We start from the raw sequence: 18,475 nt of genomic DNA, 5'->3' as shown, positions 1-18,475 counted from the left end.
ACATGAACAAGCTTACCGTCCTGCTGGTCGATGACCACGAGGGCTTCATCAACGCGGCAATGCGCCACTTCCGCAAGATCGACTGGCTGCAGATCGTCGGCAGCGCCGGCAACGGCCTGGAAGCGATCGAGCGTTCGGAAACGTTGCGCCCGCAGGTCGTATTGATGGATCTGGCAATGCCTGAGATGGGCGGCCTGCAGGCCACCCGCCTGATCAAGTCGCAGGACGACGCACCGTACATCGTGATCGCCAGCCACTTCGACGACGCCGAGCACCGCGAGCACGCGCTGCGTGCCGGTGCCGACAATTTCGTCAGCAAGCTGTCCTACATCCAGGAAGTCATGCCGATCCTGGAAGGCCTCAGGGAGGAACAGTCGTGAGCGAATCGCGCATCCTTGTGCTGGACAACGACGCCGTGCGTGCAGAGCGCACCGTTGCCCTGCTGGAGTTCATGGACTTCAATTCGATCTGGGCCGGCAGCGCCAGAACGATTGGATGGCAGTGATCGTCGGCAGCCTGGACGACAACGCCGCCAGCACCGCACTCTACAACTGGCTGGGCGGCAGCAGCCTGCCACCGCCGGTACTGCTGGCCGACGGTGATGCCGCAGCCTTCGCGCAGCAGCACGGGCTGCACGAAGCCAACATCTGGCCACTGGAGACGCCGCTGCGCCACGCGCAGATGGAAGCGCTGCTGCGCCGCGCCAGCCTCAAGCGCCTGGATGCCGAGCACCAGGCAGGTGCCGCGCAGGAGCAGGGGCCGACCGGCAACGGCCCGGCGGTCACTGCGTTGCGCACCATGATCGAGCAGGTGGCCGCGTTCGACACCACCGTGCTGGTGCTGGGCGAATCCGGCACCGGCAAGGAAGTGGTGTCGCGCGCCATCCACCAGCGCTCGCCGCGCCGTGATGGCCCGTTCGTGGCGATCAACTGCGGCGCCATTCCGGCCGACCTGCTGGAAAGCGAACTGTTCGGTCACGAAAAGGGTGCCTTCACCGGCGCATTGACCGCGCGCAAGGGTCGTTTCGAGATGGCCGAGGGCGGCACCCTGCTGCTGGACGAAATTGGCGACATGAGTCTGCCGATGCAGGTGAAGCTGCTGCGCGTGCTGCAGGAACGCAGCTTCGAGCGCGTCGGTGGCAACCAGACCATCCGCTGCAACGTGCGTGTCGTGGCCGCGACCCACCGTGATCTGGAAACGCGGATCGCCGAAGGCAAGTTCCGTGAGGATCTGTTCTACCGCCTCAACGTGTTCCCCATTGAAGTACCCGCGCTGCGCGAGCGTCGCGAGGACCTGCCGGCACTGGTGGAAACCATCGCCGCACAGCTGGCGCGCACCGGCCGTGGCGAAGTGCGCTTCACCCCGGAAGCCCTGCAGGCACTGGCGGGCTACGAATGGCCGGGCAACGTGCGCGAGCTGACCAACCTGGTCGAGCGCCTGGCCGTGCTGCATCCGGGTGGATCGGTGCGCGTACAGGACCTGCCGGCCCGCTACCGTGGCGATGCCGCGCTGGCCGCCGTCGCTACGCCGGCGCCGGCACAGCCCGCCACCAGCGAAGAACGACTGGACCTGCGCAGCTTCTCGTTCCACACGCCCGGCAGCGGCAACCAGCCGGCGCTGGAGCACGGCATCGCCGTCAATCGCCCGGCGGCACCGGCCGCCCTGCCCGACGAAGGCATGGACCTGCGCAACCACATGGCCAACATCGAACTGGGCCTGATCAACGAAGCACTGGAACGTACCCAGGGCGTGGTCGCCCACGCCGCCCAGCTGCTCGGCCTGCGCCGCACCACCCTGGTGGAAAAGCTGCGCAAGTACGGCATCGAACGCGAGCAGGCCGAACTGGCCGGCTGAAGCGCGCTACCAGCATGAAGGGGGCACGAACGCCTGGGCTTGCCCGGGCGTTGGTGTTTCTGGCACCGCTGCACGACGTCAGTAGATCCACGCCATGCGTGGATAGAGACCGTGGCCGCGCGCTGACAACGCCGCGCATCTGCACGAATTCCTACAGACAACGTTGCCGCGTTCCGGGGGATGGAGTGGGACCTCCCAACGAGGCTCCACCATGCATCGCCTCACCCTGCTCGCCGCCCTGCTCTGCCCCGGCATTGCCACCGCAATCGGCTGCACACCGCCCGCCACGCTCGACCAGCGCCAGAATTCCGGCCGATGGACCCTGCAGCCATAGGCCAGAAAACCGACGCCGGTTAAATGGCGCCACGACCGGAGCCAGAGCCCGTTGCGTTGCAACGGGATCCGACCCCGTGCCGACCAACGGTCGGCACCCACCATCATCAGAAGCACCATCAGAAGCACCATCAGCAGCAGGTTCCAATAGATCGCGGCCAACTGTCGAAGGCGGGGGGGTCCGGTTGCGGGGGCGTGAGCGCCATGGATGGCGCGACCGAGCCTCCATGGACGGATTTACGGCGTCCCCCGTAACCGGCCCCACCCCGCCACCCCACGGATAGCCCGATTTTGACGTTGATGTTGACGTGGCCTCTGCGGGTGCAGGGCGCAGCCCTGCCACCAAACACCCCCACCCTCACTTCACTGAATCGAAAACCGGTTTCGGCACGGCACTTGCACTGGCTACAGCAGACAACCCCATCCCTGTTTCTGGAACCGTTGCAGATGTCCCACTCCGTCACTTCGATCCTTTCGCAGATCCGCTCCTATCAGACCCAGATGGGACAGCCGGCGCTCAACCCGCTGGGCGAAACGCCTCGCAGCAACGCCCTGCCGGGCACGGTGCTGGATGCACCGCAGGCCCAGCCGGCCAGCTTCACCGAAACCCTGCGTGGTGCGATTGCCGGCGTCAACGATGCGCAACAGAAATCCGGCGCCCTCGCCAAGGCCTTCGAAATGGGCGACCCCAGCGCCGACCTCGCCAAGGTGATGGTCGCCTCGCAGCAGTCCCAGATCGCCTTCCGCGCCACCGTGGAAGTCCGCAACCGTCTCGTCCAGGCTTACCAGGACGTGATGAACATGCCGCTGTAAGGAATAGAGACGCATGGCACTGACGCTCTCCAAGGACAGCCTGAACGCCGAAAAGGCCGGGCAATGGTTCGACCGCCTGCAGAGCCTGCAGATCACCCGTCGGCTGGGCCTGATGGCGATGATCGCGGTGGCGGTGGCGGCAGGCCTGTCCGTGTTCTTCTGGTCGCAGAAGCCGGGCATGGTCCCGCTGTACACCGGCCTGGACCAGAAGGCCACCGCTGAAGCGACCGACCTGCTGCGCGCCGCGCAGATTCCGTTCGCGCTCGACCCGGCCACCGGTGGCATCACCGTGCCGGAAAAGAACCTGCACGACGCCCGCCTGAAGCTGGCCGGTTCCGGCCTGACCGACAGTGGCAAGCTCGGCTTCGAGCTGATGGAACGCGACCCGGGCTTCGGTGTGAGCCAGTTCGTCGAAAGCGCGCGCTACCAGCACGCGCTGGAAACCGAACTGTCGCGCACCATCAACACGCTGCGCCCGGTGCGCGATTCGCGCGTGCACCTGGCCATTCCCAAGCCCAGCGCCTTCACCCGCCAGCGCGACGTAGCCAGTGCCTCGGTCACCTTGGAACTGCGTGGTGGCCAGCAGCTGGAACGCAGCCAGGTGGATGCCATCGTGCACATGGTTGCGGCCAGCATCCCGGATCTCGCGCCGGAGCGGGTGACCGTGGTCGACCAGAGTGGGCGCATGCTCAGCATCACCGACCCGAACAGCGAAGCGGCGGTCAACGCTGCCCAGTTCGAGCAGGTGCGCCGCCAGGAAACCTCGTTCAACCAGCGCATCCGCGAGCTGCTGGAACCGATGACCGGCCCTGGCCGCGTCAACCCGGAAGTGAGCGTGGACATGGATTTCTCGGTAACCGAGGAGGCCCGCGAGCTCTACAACGGTGAGCCGCAGAAGCTGCGCAGCGAGCAGATGAGCGAGAACACCACCAGCACCCCTGGCCCGCAGGGTGTGCCGGGTGCCACCAGCAACAGCCCGCCGGGCCAGCAGGCTGCACCGGCCACCGCGCAGACCCCGACCGAAAGCAGCAAGAACGCCACCCGCAACTACGAGCTGGACCGCACCCTGCAGCACACCCGCCAGCCGGCCGGCCGCATCAAGCGCGTATCGGTGGCGGTGCTGGTGGACAACGTGCCGCGTGCCGGTGCCAACGGCAAGATGAGCCCGCAGCCGCTGTCGGCTGCCGAACTGACCCGCGTCGAAGCGCTGGTCAAGCAGGCCGTCGGCTTCAACGCCGAGCGTGGCGACACCGTGTCGGTGATGAATGCCCCGTTCGTGCGTGACACCACGCCGGTCGAAGGCCCGGCGTGGTGGGAGCTGCCGTGGGTGCACGATGCCGGCCGCATGCTGCTCGGCGCGGTGGTGGTGCTGGCACTGCTGTTTGGCGTGCTGCGCCCGGCGCTGCGCGCGATCACCGGCCAGAAGAAGAACGACGAGCAGGCACTGGAACCGCATACCGCGGACGTTCAGCTGGTCGATGACGATGGCACCCCGCTGCCGGCGCTGGGCGCCGACCGGGCAAGCCTGGCCGGGCCGGATGCACTGGCCCTGCCGGTGGATTCATATGAGGAACGACTGCGGATGGCGCGTGAAGCCGTGAAGACCGACTCCAAGCGCGTGGCCCAGGTGGTCAAGGGCTGGGTGGCCAATGACTGAGGCTCAACTGACCGGCGTGCAGCGCGCCGCCGTACTGCTGCTTTCGCTGGGCGAACTGGACGCAGCCGAAGTGCTGCGCCACATGGAACCCAAGGAAGTGCAGAAGATCGGCATCGCCATGGCCACCATGACCGACATCACCCGCGAGCAGGTGGAACGGGTGATGGACCAGTTTGGCCAGGAGCTGGGCTCGAAGACCTCGCTGGGCGTGGGTTCGGACGACTACATCCGCAACATGCTGGTGCAGGCGCTGGGCAGCGAGAAGGCCGGCAACCTGATCGACCGCATCCTGCTCGGCCGCAACACCACCGGCCTGGACGCGCTGAAGTGGATGGACCCGCGTGCGGTGGCCGACCTGGTGCGCAACGAGCACCCGCAGATCATCGCCATCGTGATGGCGCACCTGGAAACCGACCAGGCCGCCGACGCGCTGAAACTGCTGCCGGACCGTACCCGCGTCGACGTGCTGCTGCGCATCGCCACCCTCGACGGCATTCCGCCGAACGCGCTCAATGAACTCAACGAGATCATGGAGCGCCAGTTCGCCGGCAACCAGAACCTGAAATCGTCCAACATCGGCGGCGTGCAGTGCGCGGCCAACATCCTGAACTTCATGGACAGCGGCCAGGACCAGGCGATCCTGGGCGAGATCGCGCGCATCGATGCGCCGTTGAGCAACCGCATCCAGGACCTGATGTTCGTGTTCGACGACCTGGTCGACCTCGACGACCGCGAGATGCAGCTGGTGCTGCGCGAAGTGAGCGGCGAGCGCCTGGGCCTGGCCTTGCGCGGTGCCGACATCAAGGTGCGCGACAAGATCACCCGCAACATGTCGCAGCGCGCGGCCGAAATCCTGCTGGAAGACATGGAAGCCCGTGGCCCGGTGCGCCTGTCCGACGTGGAAGGCGCACAGCGCGAGATCCTGGCCATCGTCAAGCGCATGGCCGATGAAGGCACCGTCACCATCGGTGGCAGCGCGGAGGCCATGCTGTGAGCAACGTCGTGCGCTGGCTTGCCCCGGACCTGCTGGCCCAGCCCGAACCGGTGCTGGAGCAGGAGGATGCGTTCGAACTCACCGAGCCGGACCCGGAACACGAGCCGGAGCCGCCGCTGCAGCTGCCGACCCTGGAGGAAATCCAGGCCATCCAGGACAGCGCCGAGAAGGAAGGCTTCCAGCACGGCCATGCTGAAGGTTACGGCCAGGGCCAAGCCGAAGTGCGTCGCCTCGCCGCGCAGATCGAAGGCATCCTCGACAACTTCAGCCGACCGCTGGTGCGGCTGGAGAACGAAGTGGTCGGCGCACTGGGCGAACTGGCGGTACGCATCGCCGGTGCGCTAGTCGGCCGCGCCTACGAAGCTGACCCGGCACTGCTGGCACAGCTGGTCGGTGAGGCCATCGACGCGGTGGGTGGCAGCACCCGCGAGGTCGAAGTGCGACTGCACCCCGACGACATCGCCGCCCTCGCCCCGCTGTTGAGCCTGCCGCCACAACAGCGCCTGGTGCCAGACACCAGCCTCAGCCGCGGCGATCTTCGCGTGCACGCCGAAGCCGTGCGCATCGACGGCACCCTGGAAGCCCGCCTGCGCGGCGCGCTGGACGCGGTGATCCGCCAGACCGGAGCCAATGCATGAATCCCGATCCGCAGCCGACGCCGCCACCGGCCGACTGGGCCATGGCCCGCAACCTGCGCCTGGCCCGCCGGCTCGACGGCCTGCGCGTGGATACCGCGCATGGCCGTGGCCTGATCCGCGAAGGCGTGCTGCGCCGCGCGGTCGGACTGACCCTGGAAGCCGTCGGCTGCGAGGCGCCGCTGGGGGCCAGCTGCAAGGTGGAAGTGGTCGACGGCGGCTGGGTCGATGCCGAAGTGGTCGGCTTCGCCGGCGAGCGCACTTACCTGATGCCCAGTGCCGAGCTGCATGGCCTGTTGCCCAACGCCCGCGTGGTGCCATCGGCGCGCCGCGGTGGCGTGGAAGTGGGCGAAGGCCTGCTTGGCCGCGTCATCGACAGCGATGGCGTGCCGCTGGACGGCAAGGGCCCGATCCGCGCCGAAGGCCATGTCGGCATGGCCGGCGTGTCGATCAATCCACTGGCGCGCGAACCGATCACCCAGCCGCTGGACGTGGGCGTGCGCGCGATCAACGCGCTGCTGCCGATCGGCCGCGGCCAGCGTGTCGGCCTGTTCGCCGGCTCCGGCGTCGGCAAGTCGACGCTGCTGGGCATGATGACCCGCTACACCGCCGCCGACGTGATCGTGGTCGGCCTGATCGGTGAACGTGGCCGCGAAGTGCGCGATTTCGTCGAGACCACGCTGGGCGAGGAAGGCCTGCGCCGCGCCGTGGTAGTGGCCAGTCCCGCCGACCGGCCGCCGCTGGCGCGCCTGCACGGTGCCTACCGCGCTACCGCCATCGCCGAATGGTTCCGCGACCAGGGACTGAACGTGCTGCTGCTGATGGACTCGCTGACCCGCTTCGCCCAAGCACAGCGCGAGATCGGCCTGTCGGTGGGCGAGCCGCCGACCACCCGCGGCTACCCGCCGTCGGTGTTCGCCAAGCTGCCGGCACTGGTCGAACGCGCCGGCAATGGCGCCAAGGGCCGTGGCTCGATCACTGCGTTCTACACGGTGCTGACCGAGGGCGATGATCCGCAGGACCCGATCGCCGATGCGGCGCGCGCGATCCTCGACGGCCACATCCTGCTCTCGCGGCGCGTGGCCGACAGCGGCCTGTACCCGGCCATCGACGTCGAATCGTCGGTCAGCCGCGTGGTCACGGAAATCGCCGACGAGCCGTGGCGCCTGCGCATCCGCAAATTGAAGCGACTGGTCTCGGCCTACTCGGCCAACCGTGACCTGATCGCCATCGGTGCCTACCAGCGCGGCAACGACGCGGCCACCGACGAAGCCCTGGAACGCTGGCCGGAAATCATGGAGTTCCTCGGCCAGGACGTTGCCAAGGCCGCAGATCTCCCGCACAGCCAGGCGGCGCTGCAGCGCCTGGTGGAACAAGAGAGTTAAGCCATGAACCAGTCCAAGCGCATTGATCCCCTGCTCAAGCGGGCCCAGGAACACGAGGACGCGGTTGCCCGCGACCTTGCCGAACGCCAGCGCGTGCTCGATACCCATCTATCGCGACTGGACGAACTGCGCCGCTACGCCGAGGAGTACGCCAACGCTCAGATGGCCGCCACCAGCCCGGCGCAGCTGCTGAACCGACGCGCTTTCCTCGACCGGTTGGACAGTGCCGTCGAACAGCAGCAGGCCACGGTCAATGGCAACCGCGAAAAGGTGGAAGCCGAGCGCGCCCGGCTGATCCTGGCCAGCCGTGACAAGGCCGTGCTGGAACAGCTGGCCGCGAGCTACCGCGCGCAGGAAAAAGTGGTGACCGACCGCCGCGACCAGCGCGAGATGGACGATATCGGCGCGCGCCGCGCGCGCCTTGTCCAGGCCGAAGACCAGGACGGCACCGAGCAGGGAGGTCGCTCGTGATGCCCTCCCCACTCGCCGGCAGTGCCAACCCTGCCACGCCGGCCACCAGCAACAGTGCGGCGCGCGCCCCGCGCAGCGAAGGCGGAAAGGACTTCAGCCAGCTGCTGCAGGACGGCGCGCCCTCTGCACCCGGCCCTGCCGGCAGCGCCACCACGCCGTCGCCATCCACGACGAGCCAGCCGTCGACCACTGACAGCAGTGGCCAGGCACCAGGCGAACGCAGCGACGCCGAAGCGGTAACCGCTGAAGCGCCGCCGCCAGCGCCCGTTGCCGTGACCCCGGCTGCACCCGCTACCGACAAGGACAAATCCGCCGCGACCGAAGACGCCCCTTGGCCGCCGCTCGGTCTGGCCGGCCTGGTGCTGGCGATGCCGACGCCCGTGGATGCGGCCGCTGCCCTGCCGACCACCGCTGCACCGTCGCAGGCCAGCGACGGCAGCGCACTGCCCGTTGCCCCTGCCGCGAATCCGGCACTGCCTGCAACTGCCCCAGCAACGGCCGCCGCAGCGACGGCCGACGGCAAACCGGCGGCGACCAGCGCGGACGATGCCAGCGCGCTGCCACTGCCGGAGATGATCCTGCCCGGCAAGCGCAGCGAGCGCGGCGAAGGCAGTGACGTGGCCGCCGTTGGCGACCGCGCCAGTGCACCACTGCTGCATGCACCGGCGGGGGCCGCCGTACAGGACCTGAAGGCGGCGCTCGCCACCGGCAACGCGATCTTCAATGGCGAACCCACGCCCAAGCCCGTGCTGGGTGACGACGGCTTCGACCAGGCCATTGGCGCACGCCTGGGCTGGCTGGCCGACCAGAAAATCGGCCACGCCCATATCCGCCTGAGCCCGGACGATATGGGCCCGGTCGACGTGCGCCTGCAGTTGAACGGCGACAAGGTGCATGCCAGCTTCAGCAGCCCGCACGTGGACGTGCGGCAGGCACTGGAAAGCAGCCTGCCGCGCCTGCGCGAGCTGCTGGGCGAACAGGGCTTCCAGCTGGCACACGCTGATGTTGGCCACCAGGCCCCGGGGGGTGACGGCAATGCGTCGGGAGCATCTGGCAACGGTGGGACCGCCGGTGACGGAGAACCGTCGCCGGGCGACACCAACGTGTCGTCCGCACAGCTGATCCGCCAGCGCGGGTTGCTGGACGCATACGCCTGACAGGCGTGCCAACCAAGGTTGGCACCCACCAGGGCCGGGCGGTCGGCAGCCACCAGGGCACCCGGGCAATAGAGCCGCACCTGCCAGTATCGCGTTGGTGGGTGCGGAGCTTGCTCCGCACGGCCCCACCGCCCCCCCGACGGAATTCCGTCGCACCCCTCTGCCCCGCCTTCGGCACACCCCTTGCATATCCCGGTGAAGCAACCCTCAGGAGCTTCACCCCGTGGCCGCAGCCGCTGACAAAACCAAGAAGACCGCCGAGAAGGACAAGGCCGCCAAGCCGCGTAGTCCGATTCTGATCACCGCGCTGGTGGCCGTACTGGCCGCCGCTGCCGCCGGTGGCGGCGTCTGGTTCTTCACCCAGTCCAAGCACGAAGAGAAGACCGCGCAGGCGCCGAAGAAGGCCAGCACTCCGGCACCGGCACAGTACTTCGCGCTGGACCCCGCATTCGTGGTCAACCTCAACGGCCCGGTCGACGGTCCGCGCTACCTGCAGCTGGAAGTGCAGCTGATGACCCGTGACCCGGCTGCGCTGGAAGCGATCAAGACCCATGCACCCGCCATCCGCGCACGCCTGCTGATGCTGTTCTCGCAGGTCAGCCCGGACCAGATCGCCGATGTCGCCGGCAAGCAGAAGCTGCAGGCTGCGTCGCTGGCCGAAGTGCAGAAAGTGCTCAAGGCCGAGACCGGCAGCAATGGTGCCGACGACCTGCTGTTCACCAGCTTCGTGACCCAGTAAGGGCCCACCGATGAATGATCTGTTGTCCCAGGACGAGATCGATGCCCTGCTCCACGGCGTGGACAGTGGCGCGGTCGAAACCGATCCGGAACCGCCGTCAGGCGAAGCGCGCTCGTACGACTTCGCCAGCCAGGACCGCATCATCCGCGGTCGCATGCCAACCCTGGAAATGGTCCACGAGCGTTTCGCGCGCCTGTGGCGGATCGGCCTGTTCAACCTGATCCGCCGCTCGGCCGAGCTGTCGGTGCGCGGCATCGAGCTGATCAAGTTCAACGACTACATGCACTCGCTGTATGTGCCGACCAACCTGAACCTGATCCGCTTCAAGCCGCTGCGCGGTACCGGCCTGATCGTGTTCGAGCCGACCCTGGTGTTCGCCATCGTCGACAACTTCTTCGGTGGCGACGGGCGCTACCCCACCCGCATCGAAGGCCGCGAGTTCACCGCCACCGAAATGCGGGTGATCCACCTGCTGCTGAAGCAGACCTTCGCCGACCTGCGCGAGGCCTGGGCACCGGTGATGGACGTCGACTTCGAGTACATCAACTCGGAGATCAACCCGCACTTCGCCAACATCGTGACGCCGCGCGAATACGTCGTGGTGTGCCGCCTGCACGTCGAACTCGATGGCGGCGGTGGCGACATCCACGTCACCCTGCCGTATTCGATGCTGGAGCCGATCCGCGAGCTGCTCGACGCCGGCATCCAGAGCGACCGCAACGACCGCGACGAGAGCTGGGGCAAGACCCTGCGTGAACAGCTCAACATCGCCGAAGTCACCCTGTCCAGCGTACTGGCCAGCAAGCGCATGACCCTACGTGACCTGACCCAGCTGAAGGTCGGCGACATCCTGCCGATCGAGCTGAGCCCGCAGGTGCCGGTGTGCGTGGAGAACATCCCGGTGTTCACCGGCGAGTTCGGCATCGCCAACGGCATGAACGCCGTGAAGATCACCGCTACCCATCCGCCGGGCACCCGCCCGCGCGTACCCGTCATCCAGGAAGACCCGCAATGAACGATATCGACGCCCTCGAACCCACTCCGGCCCAGTTCAGCAGCCTGCAGGCCGATGAGGCGAACGGCCCGGACCTGAACCTGGACGTGATCCTCGACGTACCGGTGACGCTGTCGCTGGAAGTCGGTCGCGCGCGCCTGCCGATCCGCAACCTGCTGCAGCTCAACCAGGGTTCGGTGGTGGAACTGGAACGTGGTGCCGGCGAGTCGCTGGATGTGTTCGTCAACGGCACCCTGATCGCCCATGGCGAAGTGGTGGTGATCAATGACCGCTTCGGCGTGCGCCTGACCGATGTGGTCAGCCCGAGCGAGCGGATCCGGAGACTGCGTTGAGCCTGCTGGCCTCCACCCTGCTGGCGGTCGGCAAGACCGCCGCTCCGGCCGGCCCGCAGATCGGCCAGCACGCAGCCGCCGCACCGAGCCTGTTCGGCGCGGTGCTGGCGCTGCTGGCAGTGCTGGCGCTGGTCATCGGCCTCGGCTGGCTGCTCAAGCGCCTGCCCGGCAGTGGTTTCCGCCCGGCCGAAGGCATGAAGGTGGTGGCCAGCCTGAGTGTCGGTGCCAAGGAGCGCGTGGTGGTGGTCGAGGTCAACGGCCAGCAGCTGCTGCTGGGCGTCACCGCCGGCGGCATCAACACCCTGCACACCCTGCCCGAACCGCTGCCGCCGCCCGCGCCCGTGCGCGTGCCGGACTTCAAGAATCTTCCGAATTTCGCCCAGCTGCTGCAGCAGCGGCTGCGCAAGGACCCCTGACATGCGTGTCACCCGTACCCGTCTTGCCACCCTGATGCCGTGGCTGCTGATGCTCGCCCTGTGCCTGTTGCCGGCACTGGCCTTCGCTGCACCCGGCGCACCGACCACGCCACTGCCGGACATCAACGTCGGCAAGATCGGTGGTGCGCCGGTCAGCCTGCCGCTGCAGACCCTGCTGCTGATGACGGCGATCACCCTGATCCCGTCGATGTTGCTGGTGCTGACCTCGTTCACCCGCATCATCATCGTGCTGGGCCTGCTGCGCCAGGCGCTGGGTACCGGGCAGACGCCGTCCAACCAGGTGCTGCTGGGCCTGGCCCTGTTCCTCACCGCGATGGTGATGATGCCGACCTGGGACAAGGCCTGGAGCACCGGCATGGCGCCGTACCTCAATGGCGAGATCGACTTCCAGACCGCCTGGACGCTGACCACCACGCCGTTGCGCGGCTTCATGCTGGCGCAGATCCGGGAGACCGACCTGATGACCTTCGCCGGCATCGCCGGGCACGGCACCTACGCCAGCCCCGACGCGATCCCGTTCCCGGTACTGGTCGCATCGTTCGTCACCAGCGAGCTGAAAACCGCTTTCGAGATCGGCTTCCTGATCTTCATCCCGTTCGTGATCATCGACCTGGTCGTGGCCAGCGTGCTGATGTCGATGGGCATGATGATGCTGTCGCCGATGCTGGTGTCGGCACCGTTCAAGATCCTGCTGTTCGTGCTGGTGGATGGCTGGGTGCTGACGGTGGGTACGTTGGCGGCGAGCTTCAATCCGGCGTGATTGAGAGGCAGTCGGGCATGGCTCGGCTCTACAGAAGCACAGTCGAGCGCGGCTCGACTCCACACAAGCAGATGGACCCCGAATGTCTCCCGAACTTGCCTTGACCGAACTGCGTGGCGGCCTGATCACCGTGTTGTGGGTGGCCGGCCCGCTGCTGCTCACCGTGCTGGTGGTGGGCGTGGTGGTGGGCGTGGTGCAGGCCGCGACCCAGCTCAACGAACCGACCATCGCCTTCGTTGCCAAGGCGGCGGCACTGACCGCGGTGCTGTTCGCGCTGGGCAGCCTGCTGATCGGCCACCTGGTTGAATTCACCACGCTGCTGTTCCAGCGCATTCCACACCTGATCGGCTAGGACACGCGCCTCGATGGACGCCGCCACCCAGATGGCTGCCGACGGCCTGCAGGCCTTCGGCATGATCGGCACCGTGCTGTGGACCATGCTGCGCATCGGCGCGGTGGCCATGGCCATGCCCATGGTCGGCACCCGTGCGGTGCCGGCACGGATCCGCGTGATCCTGGCCGGTACCCTTGCCATCGCGTTGGCACCGCTGCTGCCGCCGGTTCCGGACTGGACCGGCTTCGATGCTGCCACCGTACTGACCATCGCCCGCGAGCTGGCCATCGGCGTGTCCATCGGCTTCCTGCTGCGGCTGGTGTTCGAGGCCGGCGCGATGGCCGGCGAACTGATCGCCCAGGGCACCGGCCTGGCCTTCGCGCAGATGAGCGACCCGCTTCGTGGTGGCACCTCCGGCGTGATCGGGCAGTGGTTCTACCTGCTGTTCGGCCTGCTGTTCTTCACCGCCAACGGCCATCTGGCGCTGATCTCGCTGGTGGTGGACAGCTACCGGGCGCTGCCGATCGGCGCCCCGCTGCCGGACCCGCACGCCTTCTTCAGCATCGCTCCGACCTTCCTGCTGACGGTGCTGCGCGGCGCATTGACCCTGGCCATTCCACTGACCGTGGCGATGCTGGCGGTGAACCTCGCCTTCGGCGTGCTGGCGCGTGCTGCCCCGGCACTGAATCCGATCCAGCTCGGCCTGCCGGTCTCACTGCTGCTGGGCCTGTTCCTGCTGGCCCTGCTGGCCGGGGAAATGGGCCCGCCGGTACAGCGCCTGTTCGATGCCGCCTTCCAGGCTGCGGACGCGGTCACACACTGACCCGATCATCACGTTTTACCGCTTGCCCTTCCCCCGGGTCTGCGCGCTAGAGTGAATGCGCGGCAACCGGGGGGATGCCGCACGTGGCCGCCGCCCTGCGTCGGCCTGCCTCATGCATGCCCCACCGTGGTTTCCGTCGACAGGCAGGTCCGGGAGACTGACGAATGCTGGTAGGCACGTACAACCCGTGGCTGGTGGCGATCTCGTTGCTGGTTGCCGTGATGGCTTCATACACCGCGCTGGCGATGGCCGGGCGCACGGTCACCGCACCCGGCAAGGGCGCGGCCTGGTGGTGGCGCCTCGGTGGTGGCTTCGCCATGGGCCTGGGCATCTGGTCGATGCACTTCATCGGCATGCTCGCCTTCGACCTGCCCATTCCGCCCGGTTACGACCTGCCGATCACCCTGCTCTCCCTGGCCCTGGCCATCGCCTCATCGGTGTTCGCGCTATGGCTGGTTTCACTGCGTACCCTGCCGCACCCTCGGCTGGCCGGTGGCGCGCTGCTGATGGGCACCGGCATTGCCGGCATGCATTACGTTGGCATGGCGGCGATGCGCATGCAGCCTGGCATCGACTACGACCCGGGCTGGCTGCTGTTCTCGCTGATGGTAGCGGTCGCCGCCTCATGGACTGCGTTGTATGTGGCATTCCGCCTGCGCGCGCAGCGCACCCGCATCGGTGATCGCCTGGCAGCCGCTGGCCTGCTCGGGCTGGCCATCGTTGGCATGCACTACACCGGCATGGCCGCCGCACGCTTTCCGGAAGGCAGCATCTGCGGCGCGGCGGTCGGCGATGGCCTGCAGAACGAGTGGCTGGCGATGCTGGTAGTGGTGCTGACGGTCGCGATCCTCGCGGTGGTGCTGGTGGTGTCCTGGCTGGACCAGCGGGTGGAGGCGCAGCTGCTGCGGCTGCGCAATTCCATGCTGAGTACCTCGCTGACCGACGCGCAGCAGGAACTGACCCAGGCCGCACTGCATGATCCGCTCACCCGCCTGCCCAACCGCCTGCTGTTGCAGCGCCGCATCGTGCAGGCACTGGCCGAGGCCGAACAGGGCGGCAGCCGCTTCGCGGTGATGTTCATGGACCTGGACGGCTTCAAGCAGGTCAACGACGCCTATGGCCACCAGGCGGGTGACGCACTGCTGGTGGCGGTGGCCGAGCGCACCCGCCAGCTGCTCCGCCCGCATGACATGCTGGCGCGCCTGGGCGGCGATGAGTTCGTGCTGGTGGTGCGCATCGAGCACGATGAGGATCTGCCAACCCTCGCCCGGCGCATCCTGCAGGCGGTCGGCAGTGGACCGCTGCTGCCGGACAACGAACTGCAGGTAACCGCCAGCATCGGCGTGGCGATCTGCCCGGATCACGCCGCCAGCGAGCGGCAGCTGATGGCCTTTGCCGACGCGGCGATGTACCAGGCCAAGGAATCCGGGCGCAACGCCTTCGTGCTGTTCGCCGACTGGATGAATGACAGCGCCGAACAACAGTTCCGGCTGCTGGCCGACCTGCGCCGGGCCATCGGCAGCGAGCAGTTGTTCCTGCACTACCAGCCCAAGATCCGCGTGGCCACGCAGAAGGTGGCCGGTGCCGAAGCGTTGATCCGCTGGCACCATCCGGAGCATGGCCTGATTCCGCCCGATCGGTTCATCCGCCTGGCCGAGCGCAGCGGCGCGATCAACGAGATCGGGCGCTGGGCGCTGGACCAGGCCTGCCTGCAGCTGCGGCGCTGGCACGATGCCGGTCACGAAGGCTGGTCGATGTCGGTGAACCTGTCGCCGGTGCAGTTCAGTTCGCCGCACCTGCTGCAGGATGTGCGCGCGGTGATCGAACGCCACAACATCGCCCCGCGCCACCTGGTGCTGGAAATCACCGAAAGCACGGTGATGCGCGATACCGACACCAGCCTGCGCCTGCTGCAGGCGCTGTCGGCGCTGGGCGTAGGCATCTCCATCGATGACTTCGGCACCGGCTATTCCAGCCTGCTGTACCTGAAGCGGCTGCCAGCCACCGAGATCAAGATCGACCATGCGTTCGTGCGCGACCTGGAACACAGTGCAGAGGACGTGGTGATCGTCTCGGCGATCGTGGCGCTGGGCCATGCGCTGGACATGGACATCGTCGCCGAGGGCGTGGAGACCGCCGCCCAGCGCGCCTACCTGGAGCGCCTGGGCTGCGACTACCTGCAGGGCTACCTGCTGGGACGGCCGGTCGATGCGGCGCGCTTCATGCAGCTGCACGACCTGCCCCGGCCGCGGGTGGAACTGGCGCAGAGCCCACCGCCCAGCGACAACGCGCCCCGGTAGCGCCGAGCCTGCGCTCGGCTCCCGCCGGGCACGGCCCGGCGCTACCATTGGTTGGCCTTCGGTAGATCCACGCCACGCGTGGATGCGCCGTTCCACCGTCATCCAAGGAAGCGCCCGTGGCCCTACGCACCCCCCTTGCTGGCCTGTTGCTGGCCCTTGCTGTTGGCCACGCCAACGCCGCTGATCTGCCGTGGTCATTGCCAGCCGATGCTTCCCCGGCCCAGGTCGACGCTGCCCTGCAGGCCCTTGGCAAGGGCGTGCTGAAGTCGCCCAGCCTGACCGATGTACAGCGCGGCCACGCGTTGGTGGCGGCGGGCCAGACGGCCGAAGCGCGGCGATCGATCCAGCAGGCACGCGCATCGCTTGCAGGCGAAGGTGATACCGCAGCAGTGCAACGCTGGGTACCGATGCTGCTGCTCGTCACCGCCGGCGAGCAGGACGCAGCGGAGTATGCGCGCGCCTTCCACGCCACCTTCGCCGCCCTCGACGACGTTGCCGCGGTGCAGGCCGGTGCCGCACTCTCGGTTGAGCCAGCCCCGGTGCGCGCCCAGCTGGAGCAGGCCGTCGCGGCACAGGCGGGGGCGACGACCATTGCCGAGGCTGTCGCCCTGGAACTGCTGCGCCTGCGGGCGGTACTGCGTGCGCAGACCCTGGCCGCTGCCCTGGCCCCTCCGCTGGTCGCGGCGGAAGAGCAGCGCCGCTTCGCCATCGACGACGCATTGCGCATCCCCGTTGGCGATGGCGTCGTGCTGTCGGCGCAGCTGGCCCGCCCTCGCGCCGCATCGGTGCCCCTGCCTGCGGCCATGCTGTTCACCATCTACACCGATCCACCCAAGAATCGGCAGAAGATGCTGCTGGCCGCCGCGCATGGCTACGCCGGCATCGTGGTCGATGCGCGCGGCAAGGGCCAGGGCACGGGCACCATCGCTCCCTACGAACATGACGGCGAGGACGCCAATGCGGCCATCGACTGGATCAGCCACCAGCCATGGAACGATGGCCGGGTCGCCATGTATGGCGGCAGCTACGAGGGCTTTACCGCCTGGGCAGCAGCGCGCCATCACCATCCCGCACTGAAGACCATCGTGCCCTACGTTGCCGCCATCCCCGGCCAGGGCCTGCCGATGGAGAACAACGTGTTCCTGAGTGCCAACTACGGTTGGGCGTTCTATGTGGCCAATGGCCCGATGCTGGACAACGATACCTACGATCAGAACGAGCGCTGGTCGCAGCTGCCGCGCCGCTGGTATGCCTCCGGCCGCCCTTACCGGCAGATCGACCAGATCGACGGCACATCCAACCCCTGGCTGCAGCGCTGGCTCGATCACCCCACGTACGACGCCTACTGGCAGTCGATGGTTCCCTATGGCGATCAGTTCGACGACATCCGCATCCCGGTACTGACCATCACCGGCTACTACGACGACGGCCAGATCTCGGCACTGCAGTACTTCAAGGACCACCTGCGGCACCGCCCCGATGCCGATCACTCCCTGCTGATCGGCCCCTATGACCATCGCGGTGCGCAGTCGGCGCTCAAGCCGATGCAGCTGCGTGGATACGACCTGGACGCCGTCGCGCAGTTCGACACGCCCGCACTGACCTTCCAGTGGCTGGACCATGTGCTGCGCGGCGCCCCTCGCCCGGCGCTGGTGCCTGACCGCGTGAACTACCAGCTGATGGGCGCCAATCGCTGGGGGCATGCGGCAACACTGGACGCCGCCGCGGGTGCCCACCACCGCTACCACCTGTCGGCCGCACCCGCTTCCGCCGATGGCTACCACCGCCTGCAGGAACAGCCGCCAGCGCCGGGCCAGCTGGGGCAGACCGTGGACCTGGCCGACCGCAATGAAATGCGGCATGGCTACTACCCCTTCCCGATCATCGCAGCACAGGACGAAAGGGATACGGCGCTGTCCTTTGCCACCGATCCCTTTACCGGCCCGATGGATCTGGTGGGCGGCTTCTCCGGCGACCTGAAGGTGAGGATCAACAAGCGCGACTTCGATTTCACCGTCACCCTGTACGAGCTGATGGCCGATGGACACCGGATGCAGCTGTCCTATTACATGGGCCGGGCCAGCCACGTGCGTGACCCGGGCACGCGCCAGTTGCTGCAGCCCGGCCAATGGACCCACCTGCCCTTCGATCGCACGCGCATGGTCGCCCGCCGCCTGGCTGCCGGCAGCCGCCTGCTGGTGAAGGTAGACGTGCTGAAGGACGCCATGCACCAGGTCAACCACGGCAGCGGCCGCGATGTCAGCGACGAATCGGCCGCTGATGCGGGCACCCCGCTGCAGGTGGATTGGCACAGCGACAGTGTTCTGACGATTCCCCTGCGCCCCGCCAGCGACTCCCTACAGTAGATCCATACCATGCGTGGATAGGCAACGGCCCATCACGGAACACTTCTTGCACGCACCCCGGCATCCCCTG

At 67.7% G+C, this 18,475-nt stretch carries 18 protein-coding genes and 1 pseudogene; all 19 read left to right on the top strand.

Annotation, left to right across the window (positions count from 1 at the left end):
• The first annotated feature begins 2 nt into the window (after positions 1 to 2).
• The 19 genes and pseudogenes from AC5P6X_RS20160 (at position 3) to AC5P6X_RS20070 (ending at position 18,405) form a co-directional block, all read left to right on the top strand.
• Positions 3 to 380 carry a response regulator gene (locus AC5P6X_RS20160; protein WP_005409556.1) on the top strand — a complete coding sequence of 126 codons (378 nt, stop codon included), beginning with the start codon at positions 3 to 5 and terminating at the stop codon, positions 378 to 380.
• A pseudogene (locus tag AC5P6X_RS20155) lies at positions 377 to 1,854 on the top strand (sigma-54 dependent transcriptional regulator). Before AC5P6X_RS20160 ends, AC5P6X_RS20155 begins: the two are co-directional and overlap by 4 nt.
• A gap of 211 nt (positions 1,855 to 2,065) precedes the next feature.
• Positions 2,066 to 2,188: a hypothetical protein gene (locus AC5P6X_RS20150; protein ID WP_262408386.1), complete on the top strand. Its 123-nt coding sequence runs from the start codon at positions 2,066 to 2,068 to the stop codon at positions 2,186 to 2,188.
• Positions 2,189 to 2,634: 446 nt separating this feature from the next.
• Positions 2,635 to 3,000: a flagellar hook-basal body complex protein FliE gene (gene fliE, locus AC5P6X_RS20145; protein WP_005409552.1), complete on the top strand. Its 366-nt coding sequence runs from the start codon at positions 2,635 to 2,637 to the stop codon at positions 2,998 to 3,000.
• Positions 3,001 to 3,013: 13 nt separating this feature from the next.
• Positions 3,014 to 4,657, top strand: a complete 1,644-nt coding sequence (gene fliF, locus AC5P6X_RS20140) for a flagellar basal-body MS-ring/collar protein FliF (RefSeq protein ID WP_322533749.1) — start codon at positions 3,014 to 3,016, stop codon at positions 4,655 to 4,657.
• 7 nt (positions 4,658 to 4,664) lie between these two features.
• On the top strand, positions 4,665 to 5,651 hold the full coding sequence (gene fliG, locus AC5P6X_RS20135; RefSeq protein ID WP_024958226.1) for a flagellar motor switch protein FliG: 987 nt from the start codon (positions 4,665 to 4,667) through the stop codon (positions 5,649 to 5,651).
• Complete coding sequence (locus AC5P6X_RS20130; protein ID WP_005409549.1) at positions 5,648 to 6,289, top strand: FliH/SctL family protein; 642 nt, start codon at positions 5,648 to 5,650, stop codon at positions 6,287 to 6,289. The genes fliG and AC5P6X_RS20130 overlap by 4 nt, the downstream gene beginning before the upstream one ends.
• Positions 6,286 to 7,671 (top strand): FliI/YscN family ATPase, encoded by a 1,386-nt coding sequence (locus AC5P6X_RS20125; protein WP_005413257.1) that lies wholly within the window; start codon positions 6,286 to 6,288, stop codon positions 7,669 to 7,671. The genes AC5P6X_RS20130 and AC5P6X_RS20125 overlap by 4 nt, the downstream gene beginning before the upstream one ends.
• A 3-nt stretch (positions 7,672 to 7,674) precedes the next feature.
• Positions 7,675 to 8,142 carry a flagellar export protein FliJ gene (fliJ, locus tag AC5P6X_RS20120; RefSeq protein WP_005413256.1) on the top strand — a complete coding sequence of 156 codons (468 nt, stop codon included), beginning with the start codon at positions 7,675 to 7,677 and terminating at the stop codon, positions 8,140 to 8,142.
• Positions 8,142 to 9,299 carry a flagellar hook-length control protein FliK gene (locus AC5P6X_RS20115; RefSeq protein ID WP_049448917.1) on the top strand — a complete coding sequence of 386 codons (1,158 nt, stop codon included), beginning with the start codon at positions 8,142 to 8,144 and terminating at the stop codon, positions 9,297 to 9,299. The genes fliJ and AC5P6X_RS20115 overlap by 1 nt, the downstream gene beginning before the upstream one ends.
• A 223-nt stretch (positions 9,300 to 9,522) precedes the next feature.
• Positions 9,523 to 10,038 (top strand): flagellar basal body-associated FliL family protein, encoded by a 516-nt coding sequence (locus AC5P6X_RS20110; protein WP_005409545.1) that lies wholly within the window; start codon positions 9,523 to 9,525, stop codon positions 10,036 to 10,038.
• A gap of 10 nt (positions 10,039 to 10,048) precedes the next feature.
• Positions 10,049 to 11,053 carry a flagellar motor switch protein FliM gene (gene fliM, locus AC5P6X_RS20105; RefSeq protein WP_005409544.1) on the top strand — a complete coding sequence of 335 codons (1,005 nt, stop codon included), beginning with the start codon at positions 10,049 to 10,051 and terminating at the stop codon, positions 11,051 to 11,053.
• Complete coding sequence (gene fliN, locus AC5P6X_RS20100) at positions 11,050 to 11,385, top strand: flagellar motor switch protein FliN (protein ID WP_005409543.1); 336 nt, start codon at positions 11,050 to 11,052, stop codon at positions 11,383 to 11,385. The genes fliM and fliN overlap by 4 nt, the downstream gene beginning before the upstream one ends.
• The gene (fliO, locus tag AC5P6X_RS20095; protein WP_005409542.1) at positions 11,382 to 11,801 is read left to right on the top strand and encodes a flagellar biosynthetic protein FliO; all 420 of its coding nucleotides are present in this window, start codon (positions 11,382 to 11,384) and stop codon (positions 11,799 to 11,801) included. The genes fliN and fliO overlap by 4 nt, the downstream gene beginning before the upstream one ends.
• Before the next feature lies 1 nt (position 11,802).
• A complete protein-coding gene (fliP, locus tag AC5P6X_RS20090; protein ID WP_005409541.1) occupies positions 11,803 to 12,582 on the top strand; it encodes a flagellar type III secretion system pore protein FliP in 780 nt (259 codons plus the stop codon).
• An 82-nt stretch (positions 12,583 to 12,664) separates the two neighbouring features.
• Positions 12,665 to 12,934, top strand: a complete 270-nt coding sequence (locus AC5P6X_RS20085) for a flagellar biosynthetic protein FliQ (RefSeq protein ID WP_005413254.1) — start codon at positions 12,665 to 12,667, stop codon at positions 12,932 to 12,934.
• A gap of 13 nt (positions 12,935 to 12,947) precedes the next feature.
• Complete coding sequence (gene fliR / locus AC5P6X_RS20080; protein WP_005409539.1) at positions 12,948 to 13,739, top strand: flagellar biosynthetic protein FliR; 792 nt, start codon at positions 12,948 to 12,950, stop codon at positions 13,737 to 13,739.
• Positions 13,740 to 13,903: 164 nt separating this feature from the next.
• Positions 13,904 to 16,039: a putative bifunctional diguanylate cyclase/phosphodiesterase gene (locus AC5P6X_RS20075; RefSeq protein ID WP_495215583.1), complete on the top strand. Its 2,136-nt coding sequence runs from the start codon at positions 13,904 to 13,906 to the stop codon at positions 16,037 to 16,039.
• A 116-nt stretch (positions 16,040 to 16,155) separates the two neighbouring features.
• Positions 16,156 to 18,405, top strand: a complete 2,250-nt coding sequence (locus AC5P6X_RS20070) for a CocE/NonD family hydrolase (RefSeq protein WP_049448924.1) — start codon at positions 16,156 to 16,158, stop codon at positions 18,403 to 18,405.
• Positions 18,406 to 18,475 lie beyond the last annotated feature (70 nt).

This window comes from Stenotrophomonas sp. YJH_SMC_40 (genome assembly GCF_059368615.1).
Note: the sequence above shows the minus strand (reverse complement) of the source record. Positions and strands in the feature narration are given on the sequence as shown.

Excerpts from the sequence above, each read along its gene's own strand:
- AC5P6X_RS20160 (WP_005409556.1), top strand. The coding sequence starts at position 3 with ATGAACAAGCTTACCGTCCTGCTGGTCGATGACCACGAGGGCTTCATC.
- AC5P6X_RS20150 (WP_262408386.1), top strand. The coding sequence starts at position 2,066 with ATGCATCGCCTCACCCTGCTCGCCGCCCTGCTCTGCCCCGGCATTGCC.
- fliE (WP_005409552.1), top strand. The coding sequence starts at position 2,635 with ATGTCCCACTCCGTCACTTCGATCCTTTCGCAGATCCGCTCCTATCAG.
- fliF (WP_322533749.1), top strand. The coding sequence starts at position 3,014 with ATGGCACTGACGCTCTCCAAGGACAGCCTGAACGCCGAAAAGGCCGGG.
- AC5P6X_RS20125 (WP_005413257.1), top strand. The coding sequence starts at position 6,286 with ATGAATCCCGATCCGCAGCCGACGCCGCCACCGGCCGACTGGGCCATG.
- fliJ (WP_005413256.1), top strand. The coding sequence starts at position 7,675 with ATGAACCAGTCCAAGCGCATTGATCCCCTGCTCAAGCGGGCCCAGGAA.
- AC5P6X_RS20115 (WP_049448917.1), top strand. The coding sequence starts at position 8,142 with ATGCCCTCCCCACTCGCCGGCAGTGCCAACCCTGCCACGCCGGCCACC.
- fliM (WP_005409544.1), top strand. The coding sequence starts at position 10,049 with ATGAATGATCTGTTGTCCCAGGACGAGATCGATGCCCTGCTCCACGGC.
- fliN (WP_005409543.1), top strand. The coding sequence starts at position 11,050 with ATGAACGATATCGACGCCCTCGAACCCACTCCGGCCCAGTTCAGCAGC.
- fliP (WP_005409541.1), top strand. The coding sequence starts at position 11,803 with ATGCGTGTCACCCGTACCCGTCTTGCCACCCTGATGCCGTGGCTGCTG.
- AC5P6X_RS20085 (WP_005413254.1), top strand. The coding sequence starts at position 12,665 with ATGTCTCCCGAACTTGCCTTGACCGAACTGCGTGGCGGCCTGATCACC.
- fliR (WP_005409539.1), top strand. The coding sequence starts at position 12,948 with ATGGACGCCGCCACCCAGATGGCTGCCGACGGCCTGCAGGCCTTCGGC.
- AC5P6X_RS20075 (WP_495215583.1), top strand. The coding sequence starts at position 13,904 with ATGCTGGTAGGCACGTACAACCCGTGGCTGGTGGCGATCTCGTTGCTG.